This is a genomic window from Haloferax sp. Atlit-10N (genome assembly GCF_003586325.1).
In the GTDB taxonomy this organism is placed as follows: Archaea; Halobacteriota; Halobacteria; order Halobacteriales; family Haloferacaceae; genus Haloferax; species Haloferax prahovense.
The window spans coordinates 153,841-180,090 of the sequence record NZ_PSYX01000007.1; the positions used below are offsets into that span (position 1 = coordinate 153,841).

General features: G+C 63.7%; 26 protein-coding genes. 12 read left to right on the plus strand and 14 right to left on the minus strand.

The features are described from left to right. Positions 1–111 precede the first annotated feature (111 nt). The gene (locus C5B91_RS17795) at positions 112–2,292 is read right to left on the minus strand and encodes a cation-translocating P-type ATPase (RefSeq protein ID WP_115820086.1); all 2,181 of its coding nucleotides are present in this window, start codon (positions 2,290–2,292) and stop codon (positions 112–114) included. Between the two features lie 123 nt (positions 2,293–2,415). Further along, entirely contained in the window at positions 2,416–2,844 is a 429-nt protein-coding gene (locus C5B91_RS17800) for a universal stress protein (RefSeq protein WP_008097119.1), read from the minus strand. A gap of 313 nt (positions 2,845–3,157) precedes the next feature. On the opposite strand from C5B91_RS17800, the gene C5B91_RS17805 reads away from it, so the two are divergent. Next, positions 3,158–4,366: a CBS domain-containing protein gene (locus C5B91_RS17805; RefSeq protein ID WP_115820085.1), complete on the plus strand. Its 1,209-nt coding sequence runs from the start codon at positions 3,158–3,160 to the stop codon at positions 4,364–4,366. A gap of 105 nt (positions 4,367–4,471) precedes the next feature. On the opposite strand, the gene C5B91_RS17810 is transcribed toward C5B91_RS17805, so the two are convergent. Further along, positions 4,472–5,080 (minus strand): hypothetical protein, encoded by a 609-nt coding sequence (locus C5B91_RS17810; protein WP_115820084.1) that lies wholly within the window; start codon positions 5,078–5,080, stop codon positions 4,472–4,474. Between the two features lie 671 nt (positions 5,081–5,751). Beyond that, on the minus strand, positions 5,752–6,180 hold the full coding sequence (locus tag C5B91_RS17820; protein ID WP_049913728.1) for a hypothetical protein: 429 nt from the start codon (positions 6,178–6,180) through the stop codon (positions 5,752–5,754). 267 nt (positions 6,181–6,447) lie between these two features. On the opposite strand from C5B91_RS17820, the gene C5B91_RS17825 reads away from it, so the two are divergent. Next, positions 6,448–6,888, plus strand: coding sequence for a diadenylate cyclase (locus tag C5B91_RS17825; protein ID WP_342339227.1), 441 nt, complete (start codon positions 6,448–6,450; stop codon positions 6,886–6,888). Positions 6,889–6,926: 38 nt separating this feature from the next. Here the strand turns inward: C5B91_RS17825 and C5B91_RS17830 are convergent, their stop codons facing one another. Then, on the minus strand, positions 6,927–7,166 hold the full coding sequence (locus C5B91_RS17830; RefSeq protein WP_049913727.1) for a hypothetical protein: 240 nt from the start codon (positions 7,164–7,166) through the stop codon (positions 6,927–6,929). Positions 7,167–7,551: 385 nt separating this feature from the next. On the opposite strand from C5B91_RS17830, the gene C5B91_RS17840 reads away from it, so the two are divergent. The 3 genes from C5B91_RS17840 (at position 7,552) to C5B91_RS17850 (ending at position 9,836) form a co-directional block, all read left to right on the plus strand. Next, positions 7,552–7,767 carry a hypothetical protein gene (locus C5B91_RS17840; RefSeq protein WP_004971465.1) on the plus strand — a complete coding sequence of 72 codons (216 nt, stop codon included), beginning with the start codon at positions 7,552–7,554 and terminating at the stop codon, positions 7,765–7,767. Positions 7,768–8,006: 239 nt separating this feature from the next. Then, positions 8,007–8,744, plus strand: coding sequence for a sporulation protein (locus tag C5B91_RS17845; RefSeq protein ID WP_115820083.1), 738 nt, complete (start codon positions 8,007–8,009; stop codon positions 8,742–8,744). A gap of 81 nt (positions 8,745–8,825) precedes the next feature. Next, the gene (locus C5B91_RS17850) at positions 8,826–9,836 is read left to right on the plus strand and encodes an aldo/keto reductase (RefSeq protein ID WP_049968751.1); all 1,011 of its coding nucleotides are present in this window, start codon (positions 8,826–8,828) and stop codon (positions 9,834–9,836) included. An 18-nt stretch (positions 9,837–9,854) separates the two neighbouring features. On the opposite strand, the gene C5B91_RS17855 is transcribed toward C5B91_RS17850, so the two are convergent. Continuing rightward, positions 9,855–10,874 (minus strand): GNAT family N-acetyltransferase, encoded by a 1,020-nt coding sequence (locus tag C5B91_RS17855; RefSeq protein WP_049968750.1) that lies wholly within the window; start codon positions 10,872–10,874, stop codon positions 9,855–9,857. Positions 10,875–11,159: 285 nt separating this feature from the next. Here C5B91_RS17855 and C5B91_RS17860 point away from each other — a divergent pair, with 285 nt between their 5' ends. Next, positions 11,160–11,552: a pyridoxamine 5'-phosphate oxidase family protein gene (locus C5B91_RS17860; RefSeq protein WP_008097107.1), complete on the plus strand. Its 393-nt coding sequence runs from the start codon at positions 11,160–11,162 to the stop codon at positions 11,550–11,552. Positions 11,553–11,599: 47 nt separating this feature from the next. Here the strand turns inward: C5B91_RS17860 and C5B91_RS17865 are convergent, their stop codons facing one another. From C5B91_RS17865 to tenA, 3 genes are read right to left on the minus strand one after another with little or no spacing between them, the layout of a single operon-like run. Beyond that, positions 11,600–13,129: a sodium:proline symporter gene (locus tag C5B91_RS17865; protein WP_049968749.1), complete on the minus strand. Its 1,530-nt coding sequence runs from the start codon at positions 13,127–13,129 to the stop codon at positions 11,600–11,602. Beyond that, the gene (locus C5B91_RS17870; RefSeq protein ID WP_049968748.1) at positions 13,123–13,953 is read right to left on the minus strand and encodes a TenA family protein; all 831 of its coding nucleotides are present in this window, start codon (positions 13,951–13,953) and stop codon (positions 13,123–13,125) included. The genes C5B91_RS17865 and C5B91_RS17870 overlap by 7 nt, the downstream gene beginning before the upstream one ends. After that, entirely contained in the window at positions 13,950–14,615 is a 666-nt protein-coding gene (tenA, locus tag C5B91_RS17875) for a thiaminase II (RefSeq protein WP_049968747.1), read from the minus strand. Before tenA ends, C5B91_RS17870 begins: the two co-directional genes overlap by 4 nt. Positions 14,616–14,845: 230 nt before the next feature. On the opposite strand from tenA, the gene C5B91_RS17880 reads away from it, so the two are divergent. From C5B91_RS17880 to C5B91_RS17890, 3 genes are all read left to right on the plus strand, one after another. Beyond that, the gene (locus C5B91_RS17880) at positions 14,846–15,412 is read left to right on the plus strand and encodes a TATA-box-binding protein (RefSeq protein ID WP_115820082.1); all 567 of its coding nucleotides are present in this window, start codon (positions 14,846–14,848) and stop codon (positions 15,410–15,412) included. A gap of 856 nt (positions 15,413–16,268) precedes the next feature. Continuing rightward, on the plus strand, positions 16,269–17,501 hold the full coding sequence (locus C5B91_RS17885; RefSeq protein ID WP_004041152.1) for a Cdc6/Cdc18 family protein: 1,233 nt from the start codon (positions 16,269–16,271) through the stop codon (positions 17,499–17,501). A 115-nt stretch (positions 17,502–17,616) separates the two neighbouring features. Beyond that, complete coding sequence (locus C5B91_RS17890; protein WP_115820081.1) at positions 17,617–18,774, plus strand: M20 family metallopeptidase; 1,158 nt, start codon at positions 17,617–17,619, stop codon at positions 18,772–18,774. Between the two features lie 60 nt (positions 18,775–18,834). On the opposite strand, the gene C5B91_RS17895 is transcribed toward C5B91_RS17890, so the two are convergent. Both C5B91_RS17895 and glyA read right to left on the minus strand, forming a co-directional pair. After that, the gene (locus tag C5B91_RS17895) at positions 18,835–19,254 is read right to left on the minus strand and encodes a heme-binding protein (RefSeq protein WP_004972263.1); all 420 of its coding nucleotides are present in this window, start codon (positions 19,252–19,254) and stop codon (positions 18,835–18,837) included. 232 nt (positions 19,255–19,486) lie between these two features. Further along, positions 19,487–20,734, minus strand: a complete 1,248-nt coding sequence (gene glyA / locus C5B91_RS17900; RefSeq protein ID WP_115820080.1) for a serine hydroxymethyltransferase — start codon at positions 20,732–20,734, stop codon at positions 19,487–19,489. 370 nt (positions 20,735–21,104) lie between these two features. On the opposite strand from glyA, the gene ilvA reads away from it, so the two are divergent. Both ilvA and C5B91_RS17910 read left to right on the plus strand, forming a co-directional pair. After that, positions 21,105–22,346, plus strand: a complete 1,242-nt coding sequence (gene ilvA / locus C5B91_RS17905; protein WP_008097085.1) for a threonine ammonia-lyase — start codon at positions 21,105–21,107, stop codon at positions 22,344–22,346. 121 nt (positions 22,347–22,467) lie between these two features. Beyond that, a complete protein-coding gene (locus C5B91_RS17910) occupies positions 22,468–22,848 on the plus strand; it encodes a Rid family detoxifying hydrolase (protein WP_004972257.1) in 381 nt (126 codons plus the stop codon). Positions 22,849–22,853: 5 nt separating this feature from the next. Here C5B91_RS17910 and C5B91_RS17915 read toward each other — a convergent pair whose 3' ends face one another. Beyond that, a complete protein-coding gene (locus C5B91_RS17915) occupies positions 22,854–23,726 on the minus strand; it encodes a hypothetical protein (RefSeq protein ID WP_049913725.1) in 873 nt (290 codons plus the stop codon). A gap of 248 nt (positions 23,727–23,974) precedes the next feature. On the opposite strand from C5B91_RS17915, the gene C5B91_RS17920 reads away from it, so the two are divergent. Beyond that, positions 23,975–24,625, plus strand: a complete 651-nt coding sequence (locus tag C5B91_RS17920; RefSeq protein WP_008097082.1) for a helix-turn-helix domain-containing protein — start codon at positions 23,975–23,977, stop codon at positions 24,623–24,625. Between the two features lie 31 nt (positions 24,626–24,656). Here the strand turns inward: C5B91_RS17920 and C5B91_RS17925 are convergent, their stop codons facing one another. After that, positions 24,657–25,031: a hypothetical protein gene (locus C5B91_RS17925; protein ID WP_008097080.1), complete on the minus strand. Its 375-nt coding sequence runs from the start codon at positions 25,029–25,031 to the stop codon at positions 24,657–24,659. Next, positions 25,024–26,166, minus strand: a complete 1,143-nt coding sequence (locus tag C5B91_RS17930; RefSeq protein ID WP_008097078.1) for an aromatic ring-hydroxylating dioxygenase subunit alpha — start codon at positions 26,164–26,166, stop codon at positions 25,024–25,026. Before C5B91_RS17930 ends, C5B91_RS17925 begins: the two co-directional genes overlap by 8 nt. Positions 26,167–26,250 lie beyond the last annotated feature (84 nt).

A 26,250-nucleotide genomic window follows, 5' to 3' on the forward strand; every position in this document is an offset into this window, starting at 1 on the left:
GCGTGTAGATGAACAGGCTGGTTGGAAAGCCCGCCGGCCTCTCGTCATCGCGACAGACCGGCGGTCCTCCGAGCGACCTGGGGGAGTTCGCCTCCGTCGCCCGTGACGTGCTCACCCACGAAAGCCGAGCAGCCGAAGGCCGTTCAGTGAGACGATGACCGTCGAGCCCTCGTGGCCGACTACTGCGAGCGGGAGCGGGATACCTCGGAGGAGGATCGCACCGACCATGAGTGCAATCGCGCCGAAGGCGATTGCGAGGTTGATGGTGAGCGTCCGGCGAGTCCTGCGTCCGAGACCGAGCACGTAGGGAATCTTGCTGAGGTCGTCGCCCATCAGCACCACGTCAGCGGTGTCGAGCGCGACGTCGGTTCCCGCACCGCCCATCGCGATGCCGAGGGTCGCCGTGGCGAGCGCCGGCGCGTCGTTGACGCCGTCGCCGACCATCGCCACGTTCTCGAATCGCCCGACCAGGTCCTCGATGGTCGCCACTTTCTCCTCCGGGAGCAGTTCGGCTTGTACCTCGTCGATGCCGACTTCGTCGGCGATGCGCTGTGCGACGCGCTCGTTGTCGCCCGTCAGCATGACGATGTGCTCCACACCGAGCGAGCGGAGGTCGTCGATCATCTCGGCCGCGCCAGGGCGAACGGTGTCGGTGAAGGCGAGCCACCCCGACACGCTGACGTCGCCGTGGTGCTCTCGGGCGACGAGGACGCTCGTTTTCCCCTCCGCCGCTAACGTCTGGAGACGGTCGAGGCCCGGTTCGAGACCGTCGATCGCCGCGTCCCCGAGGACGGTCTCGAAGTAACTGCGGTTCCCGATGTGCGTCGTCGTGCCGTCGACGTCCGCTTTGACCCCTTTCCCGGCGACCGACTGGAACCGCTCCGCGTCGGGGACGTCGAGTGAGCGAGCATCTGCCGCCCGTACCGTCGCACGGGCGAGGTGGTGCTCCGAGCGGGCCTGCACCGCGGCCACGATAGAGAGGAGTTCGTCCTCGGTCAGCGTCTCGTCTGCCGTGCCGTCACGGACGAACACGTCAGTCAACTGCGTGTCTCCCTGCGTGAGCGTCCCGGTCTTGTCGAAGGCGACCGCATCGATACGCGCGGCGGTCTCGACGTGCTCGCCGCCCTTGAACAGGACGCCCTGTCTGCCTCCGGAGGCGATAGCTGAGAGGACTGCCGCGGGCGTCGAGATGATGACCGCACACGGCGAGGCGGCGACCATGAGCGTCATCGCGCGGTAGAACGTCCCGGTGAAGTCGTTCCCGAGCGCGACCGGAACGGCGATAGCTGCAATCGTGAGCCCGAACACGCCGAGGACGTACGGTTGTTCGAGACGGTCGATGAGCCGCTGTGTCGGGGCTTTCTCGCTTTGAGCGCGTTCGACCATGTGGATGAGACGGCTGATCGCCGACTCGTGTGCCTGCCGCGTGACTTCGATTTCGAGGCTCCCACTCTCGTTTATCGTGCCGCCGAACACCTCGTCACCGGGCACCTTGGGTACGGGAACTGATTCGCCGGTGAGCGAGGCTTGGTCCACCGTTCCCTCGCCGGACGTGACGATGCCGTCGAGCGGGATTCTGTCGCCGGGGCGGACGACGAACACGTCGCCGACGGCGACCTCCTCGATGGGAACCGTCACCTCCGCACCATCGCGGAGGACCTGCGCCTCGTCCGGCCGCATCTCGACGAGGGACTTGATCGCCCGGCGCGAGCGGCCGATCGCGTAGTGCTGGAGCGTGTTCGACAGCGAAAACAGGAAGAGGAGCATCGCTCCCTCGAACGGTGCGCCGATAGAGAGCGCCCCGAGCGCGGCGACGATCATCAACAGGTCGATGTCGACAGCGCCGTGACGAAGCGTCTCGATCGCCCCCTTGAGCCCGTACCAGCCACCGAAGGCGTACGCGACGCCGTAGCCGGCCCACATGAGGAGTGACGGTCCACCGAGCCATCCCGTCGCCAGGCCGGTCACCATGCCGACCAGCGTCAGCCCGACGAACACGGCCTCCCGCCTGAGGTCCGAGCGGGTGGTCGCCTCGCCGGGTGCCGTGTCGGGGTCGTCCCGAATCGAGACGTCGCGGTCGCGAACCGCTTCTCGAAGCTGTTCCTCCGAGGTGACGCTCTCGTCGTAGGTGATTCGAACGCTCCCCGTTCGGAACGAGACGTCGACGTCGTGGACGCCGGGCGTGTCCCAGAGGTGTCGTGCGAGGGCTCGCGCCCCCGCTTCGCCGCGACCGCCTCGTCGTTCGATCTGGACAGCACACGTCGAGAGCGAGGGTGATTTAGTAACGGTCACGCGGTCTCTCCATACACTGCATCCTGATTCTGTATTGTCGGTCTGTCATCGTGTCCCTGTCTCAGTGCAGACGAAGCGGGTCCCCACTATCGACCGCCCTCGAGTCCTTCTGGTCCGAATGGTTCAACTGACGATCGTCACCGGAATCCGCGCTCGGCGGGTAACCGTCTCGGCAACGCTCCCGAGGAGCGCACGGTCGATTCCCGAGCGGCCGTGGCTGCCCATGACGATCTGATCGACGTCGTGGTCGTCGGCGTATTCCGAGATTGCTCGTGCCGGTTTGCCGACTTCCGTGACGGTAACCAGTTCGGTATTCCGTTCCGCCGCGAGGTCCGTGGCCGTCGTGTGGATTTCGGTTGCGACTTCTTTCGCATTCTCGTGCCAGTCTTCGGCGACTGGTAAGCCGCCAGCCTCCACGTCGATAACCGAGTCGAGCGGATTAATCACGTACATCGATGTGATGGACGCGTCCGGAAAGGTCTCGATGGCATATGCGAGCGCGCGCTCTGAAAGCGGAGAGCCATCGAAGGCGACGAGAACGTTGACCGGCATGAGAGAACACTTCGTGGTGAGTAGGGATGAACGTACTGCCGCGCGGGTGGCGCACCGACGATTCGTGAAGGAAGAGCGTTCACACGGACCGGGTCGTGGACATCACTCGGCCGGATTCGGCGGTTGAACGCACTCAGCTGCCTCGCGTGGCGACGTGAGTGTGCTAGCGACGGGGGTCGTCGCCGTCGGGTGTAGCCTTCTCGTTACACTGCTGGCGTTCTCCGTCGACCTAACGCCGCCCTTCGAACACCTCCGACCCCCAAGTGTGGGACAGGCATAACCGTCCAGCGCCCCTCTCACTAGAGAGTTACTCATGGATATCTCCGAAATTCTCTCCACGAAGTTCACCGAGTTCGATATCGGGACGCCGCTGTCGAAGGTCGCCGGCGCATTCGAGAATCAAGAACTCGATGCCGTCGTGGTGACTGACGGTGACGAGTATCGTGGTGTCGTCAGCCGCCGACAGTTGGCTTCCTCGTCCAATCAGCCCTCCGCAAAGGTCGGCTCACAGGCCCAGCACGTCCCGACCGTCGAACGCACCGAGGACGTTCGGGAGGTCGCGCGACTCATGATCGGGAGCGACGCCAAAACGCTTCCCGTACTCGATGAAGAGCGTATATTCGGTGTGGTGACCGCAGATGCTATCCTCGAAGCCGTGCGTCCGTTTCTCGATGCCGTGACCGTCGAAGACGCGTATTCGCCGAAGCTCGTCAGCACGACTCCCGAGGCGACGATCGGAAAAGCCCTTAACGTGCTTCGGGAATCCGGTATCGCCCACCTCCCTGTTATCGACGGGGACGACCTTGTGGGGATGGTAAGTCTGTACGACGTTATCGAATTCACGACGCGAGGTGGAAGCAAGAGCCAGGGTGGGTCGTCGGGCAGCTTCGGTGGCCGCGGACGCTCTGGAGGGTCTCACGGTGGATTCGGTGCTCGTGAGGGCGACTCAGACCGGATGCTCGACCTTCCGGTCAGGAATCTGATGTCCGATGCAGTTGTGACGGTCCGCCGAAGCGCCCCCCTCGACGAGGTTGTCGAAACGATGTTCGAACACGAGGTCTCATCGCTCGTCGTCACGGCCGACCAAACGGGCGACCCAGTCGGTATCATCACGAAGACGGACGTCATTGAGGCGCTCACCTGGGAACGCGACGACCGGAACGCCGTGCAAGTGTTCGGACTCGACTTGCTAGAGGGGATGGACTACGACGACGTCTCCACGTTGATCGAGAGCGTCACCTCGAAGTACGGCGAGATGAGCGTCATCAAGGCCAGTATCGAACTACAGGAACACAAAGAACAGAGCCGGGGTGTACCACTCGTGTTGGCACGGATTCGACTGGTGACTGACCGCGGCTACTTCACGGCCGATGGCGAAGGCTACGGTGCCACCCACGCGCTCCGACTCGCCGCGAACGCGGTCGAACGCCAACTCCTCAAGGGGAAGACGTACGGTCAGTCGAAGAAGCAATCCGACGCTGAGTCTCAAGAGCACCTCTACGGCTGGTGGCTCAGCGGGTGACGAACTCACCTTCCCACGAGAGGGCTGGTCGGCGTCGATCGACGGACAACCAGTATGGTCGGTTGACCGATAATCCGTGAGGGGCAGATTGCACTAAGGGCGAATCTATTGATACCGTTGTTCGACTTCGAGCGCCTCGCGGACGGCGTCGTCGAAGCGTGTCCGTAGCTCGTCGCTGAGCGCCTGGACGTGTGAATCTTGCTGTACTACTTCTAGTGAATCCCAGTTGCCAGTCTCGGTCGCCGCGTACAGTTGTGTGAACTTTTCCCCATTGTTGCCGTACGCAGTAACAACCACGTACGGCTTAGCCTCTTCAGAACCTTCGGAGGTGTGCCTCCCGCGCCACTCTTCGAGTTCGGTGACGCTTACCCGTCCGAACGTCGCCAGCTCTGCGCTGAGTCCACCGGTCCCAAGGCGCTGAATGAGCTGTTCGCGGTCCCATTCCCGTGTCTCGTTGGTCTCGGTATCTCTCCCTATTACGGTTTCTTCGGTTATCGATTCGACGACCCAGTGCGTGAGTAGCGGCCCAGCCATCTCAGCAGTTGACTGAGTACCGACGTCGCCTTCTTGGATACGGCCGCCTTTCTGAACGCGGATGTACCGTGGATTCGACGCGGGGAGATCGATGAAGATCTCTTCCGAATCTACGTTGACCAGTGCTTCGACGCCGTCGATCGTTCGCGTTTCTATCGTTTTCTTTGTGTGTTCAGTCATAATTGGCGGCTTTGGTGTACCGGACGCAGCGAGCGGAAAGTGAGTCGGCTTGCTGTGTGTTCTACCGAGTGGCCCATATCCGTCTGGCAGACACGGACTGCATCGACACGCGTCGTCACCGGTTCGGCAGTACGGCTACCACTTGAGATACGCCGGGGAGACGGTTTACCCTGTCGTCCGTTCGCACAGTGCGGACACACTATCCGCACTCCGAAACAGGGATTCACCGAGACACGTCTAGATCACGACTCTCGGCGGGTAATTCGGTGCTTCGGAGGAGTCGATATCGAATCCAGTTCGAGGAGTTCAGCAACGGTTATCGCCCACTCTCCCGCGTGCAAACGGCCAATCAGGTGAGTGATAACTAATAGCGTGGCCGCAGTATACATGCGGATATGCGGTCATACCGCCATGGGACGAAATCGTTCATCGAGTTCATGAGCACATATCTCCAAGACCATCCCAAACGCTGTCCAGTATGCGGGAACGAAGCCCGCGCTCAGTCGGAGTGGCGGATCGAAAAGCGCGACGAGGACGGTCTCCACTTCATGCACGCCTGTCCAGAGTGCGGGGCTGAGGAAGACGTATTTTTAAATCTCGAACCGGAACACGGGCGAACCAGACGGTAGTCGCACACCGGAGATAGTGTAGTAAAAGTGGCGAGACGAACCTCAGCTCTGTGTTTGACGGGTGAACTCACCGAGTGCCTCTTCGATGAGCGTCGCAACCCGTTCACTGTACCGCCAGAGTGCCGCGTTGAGTCGCTCTTCGGCCTCGTCGTCGAGGTCGTCTGCCCCGCGAAGGACGGAGTCTTTGGTGATCTGTGGGTGGTACACACAGACGACGCCGAGTGAGGAGTCCGAACTCGAGGTTCCCGCCGTGTGAATTCCGTACTGATCGGTTCCCCAGACACCATCGCCTCCCTCTCGTTCCAGTTCGGAGTCGAGCGCATCGAGCAGTTGCACTTCCTCGAGGGAGAGGATGGGGTCGTCACCTTCGAACAGTTCAGTGTACGCCTCCATCCTGGCACTTCTCGTCCACTGGTCCAACCGGGAACGCGCCCGTAGTACGAGTTGTCGTTCGTCTGGAAATTCGGCCATGCTTCTAGAAGGGGTGCAAGCCGAATGAGTGTTTGTACAGCGTCTACGGATGGTAGGTACGTCAGCGGTGATGTCCCTTAGGCGTCTCTATCACGGGCAGAGCATTCAAACAGCGTCTCCCCGTACATCGAGTATGTCGGTGAGAGAGCTATCGTAGAAGCTAACGACAGTCAAGCGGAGTACGCCACAATTCCAGAGACTATCGACATCCTCAGATATGTCGCGGAGAGTTTGAGCCTCTCTTTCAGCCGGTGGGACGAACCATACGTGACCGGACCGAGTCTCTATTTTATTGTCGTCGCGGACATAGATTTCGGAAAATACACCGATCCACTGGGAGACAACACGTGGCCCGTCAAACAGTGCCGGTCAGTCGGCATCACATCCAATGAGTTCATCGACGCAGCCCGCAACGTGGCATTCAGCTGCGATGGAGCAGTCGTTATTGCCGCAGATAAGACAATCCAAGAACAGATGGTTCGCGTTCGGACTCCAAATACTACTGAAGCGGTCGAAGAGACACCCATCGCCTCTGCCGCTTGGATGGGAACCAAACATCTCAGTGCGTTAGAAGTATCTCTCCGAGAAGAAGTTCTTGCCAGTGTAACGCTGAGCGAAGAGAACGGACGTGTGACCGTCTTTCGGAGTGGAGAATATACTGATCGCGAACGTGAAGAACTTGGGGGACGCTGGCGGGCGGGACACTGAGGTTGCGCGTCTCTTCCGGCGACGGATGTTCCGCGAGCTCAGTTCTCGAATCCGTCGTCGTATTGTTCGTAGGTAATCGTTAGCTTGCCTGCCGTTGGACGTTTCGCTGCGTCTCGGAGCGTTTTGAACGATTCGAGGAGTTCGCTTGTGCCGGTCGAGTCATCTCGGCCGCTCGACGACTCCTCTCGAATCGTATCGTAGACTCGCTCCAAGATGCGTCGAGCGGCGTACGAATCGGTCTTTGAGTCGATGTCGAAGGAAGCCACGTGACGAGACATACGCAGATATCGTGCTCCACGATGTTAACAGCCATCATGGTTCAGCCGGTAGCGTGTCATCGCCCACCGTCGGGGGTGATTCTCGTCCACTCGGGGTCACCGGTTCGGACAGCGGTGAGGATACATCCTGGCTCGGTTCCGCCGATAACTACTGTTTCGCAGTGTGCACGGTGAACCTCCTTCGCGGCGAGAAGGTCGACCGATACACCGTTTTCGGCAGCACTGTCGATATGGAGAACGAGGCCAATGGGTTGCCTCGGGCGGGGCTCGCCGACGGAGTCGAAAACGGAGAGCGAAGCGCGACGGAACCCGGCCACCCCGCGAGAGACCGAATCGGCACCCACCTTCTTTACGGAGCGTTCCGTGGTCGCGAATAGAGGACTCGATGACATCGAAACAGGGCGGACACACGCCGCTTTCTCCTCGCGCGACGCGAGCGTTCGAACACCTTCGGCCTCTCGTCGCCGACCGCGACTCGGGGATGCCCGTGGCGGACGCGCGCCGCCGGGTGCGCTCGGCGGGCGAAGACCCCGAAACCGTCGACGAGCTCCTGAACAAGGGCTACCTCTACGAAGTCGAAGGCGACGTGTACGTGACGTGAGGCGTGTCGCGCCATCCAGACCGAGCGCAAAGGCCGGCCACCGAACCTAGCGCGAGGCGGCGCGACACCGACCCGCCGACCCGTGACCCTCCGCGGGGGTCGGGGGTGACTACCCTGCGACACGCGAAAATGCTCGACTATATAACGCCCGTTCGACTCCTGAGACGCACGTATCCGTCACGAGAATCGCGCGAGGCCACGAGATACTTACACCGCGAGCGAGACGGTCGGCGTGCATCATGAAGAAGGTCCTCGCACGAATCGGAATCGGCAACGCAACCGTCGATACCGTCCTCCCCTCCGACACCGTCCGCGCCGGCGAGACGGTCGATGCAGAAGTGCACATCGAAGGGGGTTCGACGGAACAGGAAATCGGGAAGATTCGGTTCGAACTGGAGACCCGCTACCGGACCGAAGAGGGCTACCGAGAGGTCGATATCGCGCAGTACACCCTCGCGGAGAGCCTCACTATCCAACCGGACGAGCGGGAGACGCGAGCGGTCTCGCTCGACATCCCTCGCGGAACGCCCGTCACCCTCGGGAACGTCGACGTGTGGGTCGAAACCGAACTCGACATCGAACTGGCCGTCGACCCCGAAGACAAAGACTACCTGAACGTCCAGCCGACGCCGCGGCTTCAAGCCGTCTTCGACGCGCTCGACGACCTCGGCTTCTCGCTGCACAGCGCCGAGTGCGAGGCCGACCCCCACGGCGTGTTCACCGCGACTCGGCGCTTCGTCCAGGAGTTCGAGTTCCGACCCACGTCGGGGCCGTTCGCCGGCGAGTTGGACGAGCTCGAAGTCGTGCCGCGACCGGGCGAAGACGCGCTCGAACTGCACATCGAAGTCGACCGTCGCGGCGGCGTGCTGAGCGAGCTTAGCGACTTGGACGAGCGGACGGTCCAGACGACGGTCCGGACCACCGACGCGGGTGAGGTGCGCGACGAACTGGAGTCGCTGATTCGCGCGAACGCCTGAGAGCGGAGACAGCGGCGACTCACCCCAATCGCCTTCCGGCTACCCAACGTTTTTGCGTCGATTCGGCGTATCTGTGCGGGCATGACGACACCCGAAGACATCGACCTGGACTTCGTGCCGTTCGGCGAGACGGGCCTCCAGACGAGCGAACTCCAGTTCGGGACGTGGCGGTTCGGCAAGGAGACCGAACAGGGCAACGTCGAGATCGACGAGGAGCGCGCGCACGAACTGCTCGACGCCTACGAGGCGGCCGGCGGACGCTTCATCGACACCGCGGACATCTACGGCGGCGGCGCGAGCGAGCGCTGGATCGGCGACTGGCTCGAAGACCGAGACCGAGAACGGTTCACCATCGCGTCCAAGATTTACTGGCAGATTCGCGACGGCGACCCGAACAGCCGCGGGACGAACCGGAAGAACATCCGTCACCGCATCGACGCCCTGCTCGACCGCCTCGACACCGGCTACGTGGACGTGCTCTACATCCACCGCTGGGACGACGAGACGCCCACCCGCGAGATGATGAAGACACTCAACGGCCTCGTCGAGGACGGAAAGGTCCACTACCTCGGCGCGTCGACCCTCCGACCGAACGCGTGGAAGGTGGCGAAGGCGAACGAAATCGCCCGCGCCGAGGGCTGGGAGCCGTTCACCGTCGCCCAGCCGCGGTACAACCTCGTCGACCGCGAAATCGAGGGAGACTACCTCGAGATGACTCGCTCGTACGGCATCGCGGTCTGTCCGTGGAGCCCGCTCGGACAGGGCTTCCTCACCGGGAAGTACACCCGCGAGGACGGCCTCACCGGCGAGTCCCGCGCCGCGGAGTCCAGCCGGTTCGAGGAGTCGTATCTGACGGCGGAGAACTTCGACGTGCACGACGAACTCGACGCGGTCGCCGAGGAAGTCGACGCGACGCCCGCCCAGACGGCGCTCGCGTGGCTCATGCACCGCGACGGTGTCACGGCCCCCATCGTCGGCGCGCGCACGGTCGAACAGCTAACAGAGAACCTCGAAGCCGCGACTATCGACCTCACGGACGAGCAGGTCGACCGCCTGACTGAGGCGAAGCCCGACCCCTACGCGGGGCTCTAACGGCCAATCTGCGAAGTATTACACGCCCTCGCGAATCGTCTTGTAGAGGTGCGCGAGCGTCTTCATCCCCGCCGCGTTCCGTTCGAGGCTGTAGAAGGGGTGGAGTTCGGGGTTGAACTTCGCCTTGTACCGGTTGATGCGGCGGTTGTTCGCGCCGACGAGGTCGTAGGTCGTCCGCCCGCGGTCCATCGCGTCGCGCATGATGCGCCAGTCGAGCAGGTCGTTGACGGCGAGTTCGGAGTCCACGTCGGCACGGACGCCGCCCTGCCACCGCGACACCGTCTGCTTGTAGTCGACGGCGAGGATGCCGCCGACGAACTCGCCGTCGGTCCGAAGAACGTAGGGTCGAATCTGTCCCTCGGGGAGGGTGGTGTAGAGGTCCTTGACGAACGACGGGGTCGACCGGTACGAGATGCCCTGTGCCTCGTAGCGCGAGGCGACCTGTTCGACGATTTGTTCGATTTCCTCGGGACCGCCCTCCTCGATGGTGTACGCGTCGTCGGGCGCGTTCCGGATGTTCGACCGGGCATCGCTGCTGAAACTCATGAACACGTCGTCGGCGCCGGGCGAGAGGTCGACGTGGTAGGTGTACTGCGGCGTTATCGCGTAGTCGTTCCACGAGAAGGCCCTGAGGTCGTCGTACCGGCCGTCGAGGCGGATATGGGTGTAGCGCGGTCGAACTTCGTCGCGGACCCATTCGAGGCAGTCGTCGATGAACTCGTGGTGCCGGCCCTCGCGCTTTCGCTGTTTCATGTGATCCATGTTCAACAGGACCGGTCCGAGATACGCGACTCGCAGTTCCGGCGGCGGCGAGAACACCGTCGCGATGGGTCCTTTGTCGATGCGGAACATCGGAAACAGTCCGACGACTTCCTCACCTTTGCGTCCGACGAGCGGTATCAACTCCGCGCCGGCGTGGGCCGCCTGAATCTCAAGCGCGTCGTACTGATGGAACGCGTTGCCGTGCGGGGACTGTTCGACGAACGCGTCCCAGCCGTGGACGTCGTCTCCAGTCGCCCGTCGAACCTCGATACTCATGAGTGGGGTGCCTGAACTGTCGCGTCATACCACTTTGTTATGAACCCGTTATGAGGCCCATTTCACCGAATTTGGACGGAGCCAAACCGCGTTTCGGCTGGCGTTAGGAGCGAGTGAACAGGGCAGATTGGTGAGCGAGATTACGGGAGTCGCGAGCGTCCACGAGGCGGAACGTGGCGCGACCAGCGACTCGACGGGACGTGACCAGCAGCGCGGGGACTACCCTCGCGTTTGTAAAACCGGAGCGAAGTCACCGTTTTACGCCGACACGACGATAGTTAGCATATGGCAGGACTCTCCGAACGCGCCGCGGCGCTCGTGACGAGCGAACCGCTCATGGCGCACCTCGCGACCAGTGTCGACGACCGTCCCCACGTCGCACCCGTCTGGTTCGACTACGCGGACGACCGCGGAGTAATCGAGGTTCTCACCACGGGTCGAAAGCTCGAAAACATCCGCGAGAACCCGCGCGTCGCGCTCTCAATCCAGAAAGACGAGAACGGACAGGCGCAGTGGAAGGTGACGATTCTCGGGACGGCCACCGTGGTCACCGACGACGACCCCCGGAAAGACGCGACCCGGCGAATCAACCGGAAGTACGGGGCCGAAGAATCCGCGTGGCCCGAAAACGAACTCGTCCGAGTCTCGGTGGGGACCGTGACGGTCAGCGAGTACTGAAGCCGTCCAGCCAGGATAGTGAGGCGAGAGAGTCAGACGACGGCGCCTCAGTCGGACGACGGCGCCTCAGTTCGGCCGTCGTCGAACCGGCGAATCTCCCGCGAGAGCCGACCGAGGTCGAACCCGGCGTCCGTGAGTCGGGCGGCGACGAGCGCCGCCGCCGTCGACACCACGAACGCCCCGCCGAAGGAACTGAGATACAGCGGGTCGGCGGCGGGGAGCAGGCCGCCGACGACCGGAATCGACGTGATGACGCCGCGGAGGTCGGGGAAGAACGCGAGGCCGACGGCGAGTCCGGTGAGACTGCTCGCGAGCGCGCCGGGGCCGGTGATTCGCGTCGAGTACAGCCCGTAGACAAGGGGGAAGGCGACGGCCGCGCCGAGCAGGTCGGCGAAGAAGAACAGCCGGAGGACGCTCTGGGCCCGGAGGCTGACGTAAATCGCAGCGGCCGCGACGACGACTGTGAGCGCTCTCGACCCGAGCGCGAGGTGGCGGTCGCTCGGTTCCGCGAGCAGGCGGGCGAGGTCGGCGGTCACGAGGCTCGAAAGCGCGTTGAACAGCGTGTCGATGGAGCTCATCACGAGCAGGAGCGCGAGGAGGACCGCCGCGAGGACGAGCCACTCGGGGAACGCCTCGCCGAGGAGGACGAAGAAGGCGGCGTCGGCGTTGTAGCCCGCGCTCGCGGGGTCGGTGACGACGGCGGCGTTACCGACCGCGACGACGCCGAAGAAGGCGGTGACGAACACGATGGCGCCGTTGGCGAGCGCCGCGGTACGGAAGCTCCGTCCGACCGTCTCTGACGAATCGGCCGCGTAGATGCGCTGCCACCACGTCTGGTTGATGAGTTCCGCGCCGAGGATGGCGAACGCGAGCGCGAGGCCGAACTGTAGGCCGGCGACCGCGCCGAGGTCGAGAAGGGCGGGGTTCGTCGCCGTGATACCGTCGATGGCGGCGGCGGGACCGCCGAGCGCGACAAGCGCGCCGGCGAACGCGAGCAGCAAGAGCGGGATGACGACGACCGCTTGGACCGCGTCGGTCGCGATGCTGGCCCGGAGGCCACCGTAGCTCGTGTAGAGCAGGACGAAGCCGCCGACGAGGAGCGCGGTCTGCCACTGTGGGACGCCCGCGACGAGCGAGAGCGCGCCCGCGATGCCGGTCAGCTCGGCGGCGAGGAAGATGAACATGTAGAGCGCGCTCACGAGGAGGACGAAGGCGTACATCGCTGACCCGTACCGGGCGTGGGCGTACTCGGTCAGCGAGTGACCCTCCGGGATGAGTTCCCGGATTCGCGGGCCGAGGCGGGCGTAGACGAGCATCGGGACTGCCTCGCCGACCGCGTAGCCGACGACGGCCGCGATACCGAAGCTCGCACCCGCCTCCGGAGCCGAAAAGAGCACCCAGACGCCCATGACGGACGCGACGAGCGTCGCCGTCGTCCGCCGGCTCCCCGCGGAGTCGCGGGCGCTGATGAGGTCCTCGACGGAGCCGACGCGACCGCGGGAGAACCACACGCCGACGCCGGTAAAGGCGACGAGCGTCGCGACGGTCAGGCCGAGCGCGACGGTCGAACTCACCATCGGCCGTCACCCGGTTGAGAAGAGCGACCGCTCGACTTCGAGGACGCGGACGAAGTCGTAGGTACCGTCAAATCGCCGGACGGAGCCAGTTCGTACGCCTCGTCGAAGAACGCGACTTCCAGTTCGACCGTGCGACGGAACAACTGCTCGAGCCGCCGTTGCCGACGCGGGGAGGCGGCCGCGCCCTCGCGGTCGAGTTCGGTCCGGAGCCACTCGACGAACGCCGCGAAGTCGTCGACCGCGTGGAGGTCGACCCACTCGGAGAGGTAGAACCGCGAGGGTGGTTCGTCGGCACCGGTATCGGTCGCGGGGTCAGTCGCAGCCGCGGCGGTCGCCCACGACAGATAGACCCACTCGGCGGGGACGAGCACCGCCAGCGTCTCGGCGTACCCGCCCTGCCCCGCGGCGCGTTCGAGCAGGTCGATAAAGGCGCGCGTCGCCGGCGTAGTCTCCGGGTCGGAGTAGACGGACTCGGGCACGTCGAGCGCGTCGAACGCCCGGAGGAAGTAGTCGTCCTCGTCGTCGGTGAGAACGCCGAGGAACGAGACGAGTTCCGACTTCGACTCCATGGTCGGCGCGGTACCGACGGCGTGGCCGAAGACGCCGACGAGCGTCTCCACGAAGGCGTAGTCCTGTACGAGGTACTGTCTGAACACGTCGTCTGTGAGTTCGTCGGCGGCGAGTTCCCGCGTCAGTCGATGTCTCGTCGCGTCGCGCCACGAGTCGCCCGCGCGCTCGCGAAGCCAGTCGGTAAAGCGCGGGTCGGACCGCGACGCGGCGAACTCGTCGTACGTCTCGGGGGTCGACGAGTCCGTGTCGGTCATAGGGGCCACTCCTCTCGCCGCCAGGCGGCGTCCCAAAACAGGTACTCGTACTGCGCCGACGTGCGGAACAGGTCGCGGTAGCGTTCGCGGTCCGACTCGGTCGCGCTCGCGGCCACGTCGTCCATGAGCGACTTACACCAGTCGGTGAGTTCGGTGAACTCGTCGCCGGCGTACATCTCGACCCACGCGGCGTACTGCTCGTGGTCCGGAGCCCCCGCGTCGGCGAGCCGGCGTCCCGTCTCGTTGAACCCCCACATACACGGAAGCAGGGCGGCGACGATGTCGCCGAAGGAGCCGAGCGTCGCGGTACGAACGAGGAAGTCAGTATAGGCCCGGGTCGTCGGCGACGGCCTCGTGGCTTCGAGTTCGGCGGGGTCGATGCCGAACTCGGCGGCGTAGCTCCGGTGGAGGTCCATCTCCTCGTTGACGGTCGATTCGAGGAGGCTCGCGAACGTCCCCATGGAGTCGAGCGTCGGGGCCTTCGCAGCACCGAGCGCGAAGAGCCGACTGTACTCGACGAGGTAGACGTAGTCCTGCCGTACCCAGTAGCGGAACGGCTCCTCGTCGAGGCTCCCCTCCCCGAGTCGAACGACCATCGGATGGTCGAGGATGGCCGACCAGAACTCGTCGGCCTCGTCGTGTATCGTGTCTGTGAACGCCATGGCGAGTAATCGAAGAAGACGCTAAAAAGAATTATGATGAAGTGGTATTCATTGGTTATCTCATGTGGAGCCCGTCCCGACTGTTGTCCGACCGCCGGTCTCAACTCGCCCAGTACGCCGGCCGCCCGGTCAGCGGTGGGTTAGCCGTCCAGTTGTCTAGTTGTCCGGTGATTAACGCGTGTGAACGACCCCGGTAGTTTAAGTCGAGCGAGTGTCAACGAATCCACAAGATGTCGCACGAGAACGCCGTCGGGTCCATCGAGATTCAGAACGTCGTCGCTTCGACGGAGGTTCCGGTCGAACTCGACCTCGAACGACTCTCGCTCGATATGGACGGGACGGACTACGACCCCGAGAACTTCCCCGGACTCGTCTATCGAACCCGAGACCCGAAGTCGGCGTGTCTCGTCTTTCGGTCTGGGAAAATCGTCTGTACCGGCGCGGACAGCGTCGACGACGTGAGCACGGCCATCGAAACGCTGTTCGACGAGTTCACCGACCTCGGCGTGCCCGTTCCCGAGGATGCGGATATTACGGTCCAGAACATCGTTTCGAGCGCCGACCTCGGCGAGGCGCTCAACCTGAACGCGCTGGCCATCGGTCTCGGTCTCGAAGCCGTCGAGTACGAACCCGAGCAGTTCCCCGGACTCGTCTACCGTCTCGACGAACCGAGCGTCGTCGTCCTCATGTTCGGAAGCGGAAAAATTGTGATTACGGGGGCGAAGCGGACTGCCGACGCCGAAGCAGCGCTCAAGACGGTCGACGAGGACGTTCGCGAGCTCGGACTGTTCGGGTGAGCACTCGGTGGGTAGTCGACGGGTACTCGGTGGCCGTTGAGACACCGGGTGACGTACTGGCGTGTTGGCGAAGCTGGGAAGGCGGTTAACTGGAGGTCGGGAGACGGTATCGGTGCTGACGGTGGCTGTTTTCGGGTTGTTGTCCGTCGGCTCCCGCTTCTCGTCCGTCCTGTTTCCTTTAGTCTCTGATTCGTTGCTTGTTGTTGTGGTGTTGTGGTGTTGTGTTGAGTAGTAGAACTAGTAGTCTAGCTACTAGTGTTAGTTCGGTGCGTCAGTGAGGAGAACGGCATCGCGTCGTTGGATGCGTGTCGAGGTGTCGTGGCTGTTCTTCGAAATGGGTGTTGTTCATGATTCGTCCGTCTGCGCTCGGGAGTACACACACACCCCCCTCGCGTTTGTAACGGCTACGCCAGACCCTAGAGGAATTCGACACACCCCCCTCGCGTTTGTAAATATAGAAGCAAAAACATCCGGAAATCACTCGACCTGCGGACCACCCCCACGCCGATTCGCGTTACATTCGCGAGGGTGGTGTGTCTGCACCGGTGCTTTCGACGCTCAACGTTACAAACGCGACGGTACTCCCCCCGTTCAATTACAAACGCGAGGGTGGTCTCTCGCGACTCGAGTTACAAACGCGAGCGTACCCCTCCAGTGAGTGGTTCCCCCGAGACCGTCTCGCGCGTTACAAACGCGAGGGTGGTGTCTGACAGCCTTACTTGCGCGATACTACTCGTTGATCGTCGAATCCAAAACCGGGACTGAAATACCGCTCAAACGGCCGTATTTGTCGCTGTTACAAACGCGAGTCCACCCCTTCACCTTTATTACGGGTGAGTATGAATACCGAACTCACATGACATCGGACGAGAGCGAGGGCGGGACTCGCGACCCGCTGTTCCGCTACGACCAGCCTATCTTCGCGAACGAGGATATCCTCAAAATCTCTCATCTCCCCGGTCCCGACAAGATTGTCGGCCGCGACGAGCACATGTCGAAAGTCGCACAGGCGCTCAACCCCGCCATCTTCGGACGCGAACCGACCCACCTGTTTATCTTCGGAAAGACCGGGTCGGGAAAGACGCTCACCGCGCGTCTCGTGAGCGAGCGGCTCCAACACGAGGCGGTCCGCGAGGACGTCGACGTTCGCATCGCCGTCATCGACTGCGGCGAACAGCACACCGAGGCGTCGGTCATCAAGACGCTCGCCTCGCAGGTCAACGACCCGTCGAAAAGCGGGATGACGATTCCCGAGCGCGGGCTGTCGACCGGCGACTACTACAACCGGCTGTGGCAGGTGCTCGACACCTGTTCCGACGTGACCATCGTCATCCTCGACGAAATCGACATGCTCCGCGACGACGAGGTGCTTCGAAAGCTCTCGCGCGCGGGCGAGAACCAGAAGATAGTGGACTCCCGTATCGGTATCATCGGCATCTCGAACAAAATCGACTACCCCGAGGAACTCACAGAGCGCGTCAAGTCGAGTTTCGCCCACGACGAACTCGTCTTCCCGTCCTACGACGCGAACCAACTCCGCGAAATCCTCGAAAACCGGAAGGACGCGTTCAAGCCCGGCGTCCTCACCGACGACGTGATTCCCCTCGCGAGCGCGCTCGCCGCCCAGGAACACGGCGACGCGCGGAAGGCAATCGATATTCTCCGTAACGCCGGTCGTATCGCCCGAAACGAGAGCGCGGAGACCGTCACCGACGACCACGTGCGGGCCGCCAAAGAAAAGAGCGAAGCCGACCGCTTCAGCGAACTCCTCGAAGGGACCGCAACGCAGTCGAAGGCCGTCCTCTACTCCCTCGTTCTCCAGACCGGCGGCCGAAAGACCGCCGAGATTACGACGAACAAGATTTATCGACAGTACCTCACCGTCGCCGACGACCTCGACATGGACCAACTCTCGGAGCGCCGCGTCCAAGAACTCCTGCAGGAACTCGATTTCCTCAACGTCATCCAGTCCGAAGTCCGGGGTCGCGGCCGCGGGCAGGGCGTTCACGGGACCCACCGCCTTCTCGAGGACCCGGACATCGTCAAGCGGGTGCTTCTCCGAGACAGTCGTATCTCCACGCTCGAATAGCGATGCCCGACGCGTGCGTTCGCACGGAATCTTCCACGCTGACGGTCGAGTTGGAAAAAAGCTATCGCACGAACCCTTAACACACGCCCGTCTCTGTCGATAGACGACCGAAATCATGGACGAGGAGTTACTATCGTTGCTCACGAGTCTCGTCGAAATAGAGACCGAGAACCCGCCGGGAGACGAGGGGGCGGCGGCGGCTTTCGTGTACGACTGGCTCGAATCTCGGGGCGTCTCGGCGACGCTCGTCGAGGAACCGTATCCCGACCGACCGCAGGTCGTAGCCCGCGTCGGCGACGGTGAGCCTTCGGTCGTCCTCAACGGCCACCTCGACGTGGTCCCGGCGGGCGACCGCGACCAGTGGGACCTCCCGCCGTACGAACCGACTGTCAGAGACGGTAGGCTGTACGGTCGCGGGAGCGCGGACATGAAGTGCGGCGTCGCCCTCGCGATGCTCGCGACGGTCGAATTCGCCGACGCGCTCGACTCCGGATCCCTCGACGGGTCGCTCGTGTTCCACGCCGCCGTCGGGGAGGAGACGGCCGAACCGGGAACGAAGACGCTCCTCGAACGCGGCTACGACGGCACCTACGGCGTCGTGCTCGAACCCACGTCGCTGCGAACCGCGACGAGCGCGAAGGGCCTCGGCTGGTACGAGATTACCGTCGGTGGCGACCCATCGCACGCGAGTCGGCCCGACGAGGGCGACAACGCGATCGGGAACGCCCGACTCGTCCTCGACGCGCTCGCGGCGTACGACGAGCGGATTCGACAGCGGTCCGACCCGCTCGTCGGCCGGCCGACTGCGACGGTCACGCAGTTCGAGGCGGGGACCAAGGAGAACGTCGTCCCGGAGGGGGCGACGATAACGGTCGACAGGCGGTTCGTTCCCTCGGAGTCCGTCGAGGAGGTCGACGCCGAAATCGACGCGGTGCTCTCCGACGTCGCGGCCGAACACGACCTGCACGTCGAGTGGACGCGAACGCGGGTCTACGAGTCGGCGGCGGTTCCGACCGACAGCGACATCGCGACGCGCTTTCGGGACGCGGCCGCCGAGCGGGCCGACACCGACCCCGAGCCGTGGGGCATTCGGGCGGCGACCGACGTTCGGAACCTCGTCAACGACGCCGGGATGGACGCGATTACGTGGGGTCCGGGGTCGATGGCGCAGGCCCACGCCTACGACGAGTACATCGAGCTGTCGGAGGTCGAAGCCGGGTACGACATTCTCTGCACGGCACTCCGCGGACTGTTCGAAGACGTGGAGAACTGACGGTCCGAACGTCGGCCCTCGGCCGAACGACTCGAAAAAAGCGGCTGACAGCGACTTCGATTATTCGACGAGCTCTTCGAACCGCTCGACTGCGGCGCTCGCGACCGCCATGTCTTCGGACACCTCGCCGCCGCTGACGCCGACGGTCCCGACGATTTCGCCGTCGACTTCGAGGGGATAACCGCCGCCGAAGACGACGAGCCGATTCTCGTCGGTCGTTTGGAGTCCCCAGAGAGACTCGCCGGGGTGTGTCGGCTCGGCGAGTTCGTGCGTGGGCGTCTGTAGCGCGGCCGCCGTGTACGCCTTGTTTCGAGAGATGTCGACGCTCGCGAGCCACGCGTCGTCCATTCGGTGCTGTGCGATGAGGTTACCCTCCGGGTTCGCGACCGTAATCACCATTCGCAGTCCCATCGATTCGGCCTCCGCTTCCGCCGCTTCGATGAGTACCTTCGCCGTCTCGAGATTGATTGCATCGGACATATCGCTTCGTCGAAACCGGTCTCGACGGCCCTACTTATACGTGCGCCGCCGCGCCGAGTCGGCGACTGAATCTGCTTCTATCCGTCGATTTCGGGCGTCTGAGTCTCGCCCGGAGCGGTTCCCCGGCAAAACAATAGTGATAGAAATACTGACAATTCATGTCGCCGCCGACGGTCGCGAACCGGGACCGTTCGGTCCGAGGTGAGTCGCGCGGGTTGGGGCCGGGGTCGACTCAGTCGTACAGCGGGTACTCGTCGGTCAGTTCGTCGACCTTCTGGTCGACGAACCCCTTGACTGATTCGTCGTGCGGCGCGTCGACGATTTCGTAGATGAGGTCGGCGACGGTTCGGCAGGCCTCCTCATCGAAGCCGCGGGTCGTCAGCGCGGGCGTGCCGGCGCGGATACCGCTGGGGTTGAACGCCGAGCGACTCTCGCCGGGAACCGTGTTGGCGTTGAGGACGATACCGACCTCTTCGAGGGCCGCTTCGACGTCCTTGCCGGTCGTGTCCGGGTGCGACGGCCGGAGGTCGACGAGGACCAAGTGGGTGTCCGTGCCCCCGGAGACGAGTTCGAGGCCGCGCTCCTGTAGCCGCTCGCCGAGGGCGGCGGCGTTATCGACGACCTGCGACGCGTACTCCTCGAACTCAGGGGTTAGCGCCTCGCCGAAGCCGACCGCCTTGCCGGCGACGTTGTGCAGTATCGGTCCGCCTTGGAGTCCGGGAAAGACCGCGGAATCGACGCCGTCGGCGTGCTCTTCGTCGCACATGATGATGCCGCCGCGACCCGAGCGAATCGTCTTGTGGGTCGAGCCGGTGACGAAGTCCGCGACGCCGACGGGCGAGGAGTGTTCGCCCGCGGCGACGAGGCCGGTGATGTGGGCGATGTCGGCGAGGTGGTACGCGTCGACCGCTTCGGCCGCGGCCTGCACGCGCTCCCACTCGACTTCCCGCGGGTACGCGGAGTACCCCGAGATGATGATGTCCGGGTCGAACTCCTCGGCCTTCTCGGCGAGTTGCTCGTAGTCGACGTAGCCGGTCTCGGCGTCGACTTCGTACTGTTCGACCTCGTACGTCTTCCCCGCGACGTTCACCGGGTGGCCGTGGCTCAGGTGGCCGCCGTGGGTCAAATCGAGCGAGAGAATCTTGTCGCCGGGGTCGAGCACGGCGAGGAACACGCCCATGTTCGCTTGCGACCCCGAGTGCGGTTGGACGTTGACGTGGTCGGCACCCCAGAGTTCCTTCGCGCGGTCGATGGCGAGTTGTTCGACTTCGTCGGCGTACTCGCAGCCGCCGTAGTACCGGCTTCCCGGGTAGCCCTCGGCGTAGTTGTTCGTCAGCTCCGAGCTTTGGGCCTCCATAACCGCCTCGCTGACGTGGTTCTCGCTCGCTATCATGGCGAGCGTGTCGTTCTGCCGCCGGCGTTCGCCCGTCAGCGCGTCGGCGACGGCCGGGTCGGTCTCTCGAACGGTGTCGTAAGGCATCGTGGGTGCATCTCGACTCTGCGGTATAACGCTTCGCCGACCCCCGAGACGAGGGTGGAACGCCGGGCGAGAACCACAACTTGACAGAACGAATATGTTCTGTGGTCGGGCCGAGAGGCGCGACGAGCGCCCGTTGTGGCTGTCTGCGAATAATCCGAATTGAGGTTGTTGACTGCCAAAAACGGCATGTACTGTGCTCGGTTCTCACCCAGACGAGCGCCGACCGGCGATAGCTCTATATTGGAACTTCGTCACGTTTCTCACATACCGTGCTAAGAACTATCACAGTTTACGGACAGTCCCGAACCCGAGGCGACACGCGCCTGCCATCCCGGCGCGCCGTGCGACCGACCGCCGGGGTGAGTCGCCGATGAGTGAGACGGAGTCGCTCCCGGTACAGTACCGCGATATCGAACGCGCGCGCGAGCGACTCGAAAACGACCGCGTCGTCAAGCGGACGCCGATAGAGCGGAGCACCTCGCTCGGCGACCTCGTCGGCGCGGACGTCTACCTGAAGATGGAACATCTCCAGTGGACGGGGTCGTTCAAGACGCGGGGCGCGTACAACAAGATTCGACAGGACACCGACCGCGGAATCGACGAGTTCGTGGCCGCGAGCGCCGGCAACCACGCCCAGGGCGTCGCGCTCGCCGCGACCGAGTGCGGAGCCGACTCCACGGTCGTGATGCCGGAGAACGCCCCGCAGACGAAAATCGACGCGACGCGCGACTACGGCGCGGCGGTCGAACTCGTCGGCGAGGACTTCCAGGAGACGATGGCGTACGCGCAGTCGCTCGCCGAGGAGTCGAGCGCCGAGTTCGTCCACGCGTACGACGACTGCGACATCGTCGCCGGGCAGGGAACGCTCGGCGTCGAGATGTATCGCGACCTCCCCGAGATGGACACCGTAGTCGTCCCCATCGGCGGCGGCGGGCTCATCTCGGGTATCGCGACCGCCATCAAGCACCACGACCCCGAGATTCGCGTCGTCGGCGTGCAGGCCGCGGGCGCGGAAACGGTCCACGAGAGCCTCGACAAAGGCGTTCCCGTGACGCTCGACGACACGAACACCATCGCCGACGGCATCGCGACCGGCGGCATCTCGGAGTTGACGCTCCGAACCATCGAGGAACACGTCGACGAGGTCGTCACGGTCTCCGACGGGGAAATCGCAGAGGCCATCCTCCTCTTGCTCGAACGCGCCAAGCAGGTCGTGGAGGGTGCCGGTGCCGCCTCGGTCGCCGCCGTGCTGAGCGACCACCTCGACGTCGAGGGCGAGACCGTCATGCCGCTGCTCTGCGGAGGGAATCTGGACATGACGATGCTCCAGACGGTGCTCGTCCATGCGCTCACCAGCCGCCGGCAGACGCTGCGCCTCCGGGTCCGAATCCGAGACGAACCCGGCGAGATGGCGCGGCTCTCCCGACTCATCGCCGACCGCGACGCGAACATTCACGACGTTCGCCACGTCCGCGCCGTCGACGCCCTCGACGTCGGCGAGGCGCACCTCCTGTTCCGTATCGAGACGAAAGGAGCCGAACACGCGGCGGCCGTCGTGGACACGATAGAAGACGCGGGCTACGCGGTCGACGACGTTTCGGCCCGGCGATAGCCGCGTCGCTCGTCGGTTTCGGTCGCTCTCGCGGTCTCAGCACAAACTATTATTATTTTGACACCTCGTGCGAGTTCCGTCGGGACACAGCTTGAAGGACGGGAACGCCGACACTCTCCCCGTGAAGCGAATCATCGATACCGACGAAGCGCCCGCCGCGGTCGGCGCGTACAGTCAAGCGACGACGAACGGCTCTATCCTCGTCACGGCCGGGCAACTCCCGCTCACCCCGGACGGGGAACTGCTCGACGACGAATCGGTCGAAGAACAGACGCGTCAGTGCCTTCGGAACGTGGAGGCCATCCTCGCCGCCGAGGGGCTGACGCCGGAAGACGTGCTCAAGACGACTGTGTTCCTCGACGACATCGACGACTTCGACGCGTTCGACGAGGCGTACAGCGCCTTTTTCGACGTGGAACCGCCCGCACGGAGCGCGGTCGGCGTCGGCGACGTGCCGAAGGGTGCGGCCGTAGAAATCGAGGCCATCGCCGCGGTCGAGTAACGCCGCTACTTCTCTCCGGCCGACGCTCTGATGCGCGCCACGACGTCCTCTCGACTCACATCGGGGTCGTCGTCGGTGGTGAGACGGCCCATCACGAATTCGAGCAAGTCGAGGTCTTGGAGCAGTTCGAGCGCGTCCATACGTTCGAGGCCAAGCACCTTCCCGAACTCGTAGACGGTCTTGGCGTCGTTGGCGGCGTCGGCGAGTTGGTCGATTGTGACGGACTCGGGGAGGCCGATGCCGTCGGCGAGCGCCTCGGGCGATTCGCCGGCGTCGTTGGCCGGCGTCGGCGCTCGCTCGATAGCCGCCGGCTCGCCGGCGAGCGACGTTTCATACGACGACGGCTCGTGGACGCCTTGGTCTATCATGTACCTGCGGACCGTCTCGTCGGTCACGTCCATCTCGAAGGCGTCGGCCATCCGCTCGAACGTCTCGTACCGCGCGTACACGGCTTCGAGGTACGGCGTGTCTTCGAACGCCGGCACGTTCGGGTTCCGGACGGTCTCGGGTGACTCGGTATCGGCGTCGCCCGTCTCCTTCGGAGCCGTCGGCGTCGAATCGGCCGCAACCGTGACGACGACCGACGGCTCCCCGTCGAGCGAGACGTCCGCGGCATCGACGGCGACGTGTTCGCGACCGCTCGGCAACACGTCGTCGACTTCGAGCGTGAGCCCAATCGTCCCGTCGGAGTCGAGAGAGGTCCCTCGGACTCCGACGCCGGAGCCGCCGCCGGCGCTCGACGAGAGCGCGAACTCGACGTCCGCCGACGCGCCCGTCTCCGTGACCGCCACGGACGACTCTTGGACGCTCGCGGCGTCCGTCCGCTCGCATTCTTCGAGGAATTCGCCCAGTCGCCGAAGCGATGTGCCCACACTCATTGTCCGTCTCGGTCACCACGGACGCGCCGGGACTCCCTGAAAAGCGGTGTGGAATACTGAGTGGATTTATATAGTCCCACAGAATATGCGGCGAAAACTATTAACAAGAATCTGCTGTTCAAACTACTATATCGTGCTCACGAGAAACGTTTTCACCGCGAACGTCGAAACGACTTCGCGTACTTCAACCGATCCGACGCTCTGGTTTGCTCGGTCTCGAACCCCTTGGACTACGAGGTAAAGACACGATGAGTTTGATAACTGTTGCCGACATCGCGCACGACGACCTCGCGCTGACGCCGACGATTCGGTCGGAAGCCGCGAGCGAGATAGACGTCGTCTCGCAGTCCGCGACGGACCCCGAGACCGGCCTGTTCTTCTTCGTCGTGAAGGGCGCGGAGTGCTCGGCGTTCGAAGCGGCGTTAGAAGTCGACCACACAGTCAGCGACTGGCGACTCGTCTCCGAGCGAGACGACGCCGCGGTGTATCGCATCGGACACACGACGGACGCGATTCTCCTCTCGCCTATCGTCACGGAGCTCGGCGGGCTCATGCTCGACGCGTGCAGCAACGACACGGCGGGCTGGCGGGTCCGTCTCCAGCTATCGGACCGCGAGGCGCTCTCGGAGCTGTGGGAGTACTGCGAGGCGAAGGACATCACCTTCGAGCTGAACCGGATGTTCCGACAGGACGGCTGGATGAACGGCGAGCCGAGCAAACTCACCGACGCACAGCGCGACGCGCTGGTCGCCGCCTACGAACACGGGTATTTCGAGGAGCCGCGAGAGGCGGCGTTAGACGACCTCTCGGAGGTACTCGACATCTCGCCGACGGCCGTCAGCGGGCGCATCAGACGGGGGACCGCGGAGCTGGTCGAGTCGATTCTTCTCGACGAGTGACCGGGTGAGCCCCGCAAAAAAGGTGTGGGAGTCAGACGGCGAGGACGTAGTCGTCCTGCGGTTCGTAGATTTCGCCGCTCATCCGCAGGTCGCGGACGGCGTCGAGCGTTTCGCCGATGGCGACGCCGTTGTCTGCGAGCGCCGCGGCGAGTCGCCCGAGCGCGACGCCGTCGGGGTGGTCCTCGCCGAGTTCGATGAGCGCCTCCTTCGCGTCGTCGCTCTCGGCCTCGGCGTCGAACGCGACGCGCTCCCACTCGACGTCGTGGCCGGTGACGTTCGCGTGTCGTCGGTACAGTTCGACGGCGTCGTTCGGCTCCGCGACGGAGACGTGGAGGTCGCACGCCGGGCAGGTGACGACGCCGGCGCGTGGTTTTTCGGCTAGTTTGGCATCCTCGTCGTCAGGCATTGTAAGCGTCCTGTGCGAGTCGATGGAGTTTGTGGACGGTGTGTTCGTTCGGACCGAGCTGTGCCTGCCCGAGCGCGCCGGACTTGAGCCCCTCGTACTGCCGTTCGACGAGTTCGAAGTCCTCCTCTTGGAGCTGTCGGCTCGTCTGGACGAACTTCTCTTCTTCTTCCGAGAGGTCGGCGTCGCGGAAGTAGTAGTCCGCGATGAGTTGGAAGCGCCCCTCGTCGATGGGGTCGATGATGTACGTACCGTAGCCGTCGGCGGTGCCGTACATGTTGACCGTGAAGTTCGGCCAGAAGTAGTAGAACTTGGCCTCGTGCTCGGGATGGATGCGCATCTCGTCGTCGACGTCCTCTTTGTGCTTGTAGTGGAGCACCCAGTGGTAGTCGTTGACTTCGAGTTCGGAGTCCATGAGTTCGAGTCCCCGGACCCAGTCTTGGTGGTTCGCCTGACAGTGGTCGCACTCCGAGTAGTTCCCGCTGAACGTCTTCCAGTTGCACTCGACTTCGGAGACGTAGCGGCGGGCGTGTTCGTACTCGCCGAGCGGCAGGTCTTCGAGTTCGGTCTTCATCGACCCGGCCTGTTCGGCCAGCGAGAGGCTCGGTTCGTCCTCGAAGTTGACGAACACGAGCGGCCCGATAGCGTCCGTATTGACCTCCATGAGGCCGTTCTCTTCGGGGTCGAGTTCGCTGACGGCGTCGTCGTCGAGGTCGGGGTTCAGACTCGCCTCCTCGAAGCTCTTCGGAGTGCTCTGGAGCGACCCATCGAGTTCGTACGCCCAGAGGTGGTACGGGCAGGTGATTCGACTGAGGCTTCCGGGGTCGGTCATCGGCGTGTCGTCGAGCATCTTCGACCCGCGGTGGGCACAGACGTTGTAGAACGCCCGTACGTCGCCGTCGTCATCGCGGGTGACGATTATCTGCTTGCCGCCGATGGTTCGCGTGAAGTAGTCGCCGGCGTCCGGGATGTGGGTCGCGTGACCCGCGTAGACCCAGTACTGACCGAACACTTTCTCCTTTTCCATCTCGTGGACCTCGGGGTCCGTGAAGTACTTCGCCGGCAACGCGTTCGTTTCCGCAGTGATGTCGGCACTAACCGCACCGATTTCGTCACGATTGTTGTTCCACCGTGTCATGGGAGGAAGAAACACACATCTTTGGAAAAGGGTTCGTCGGGAATAGTGGACCCGTATAAGTGGCGGTGGATAATCGCGGTGGCG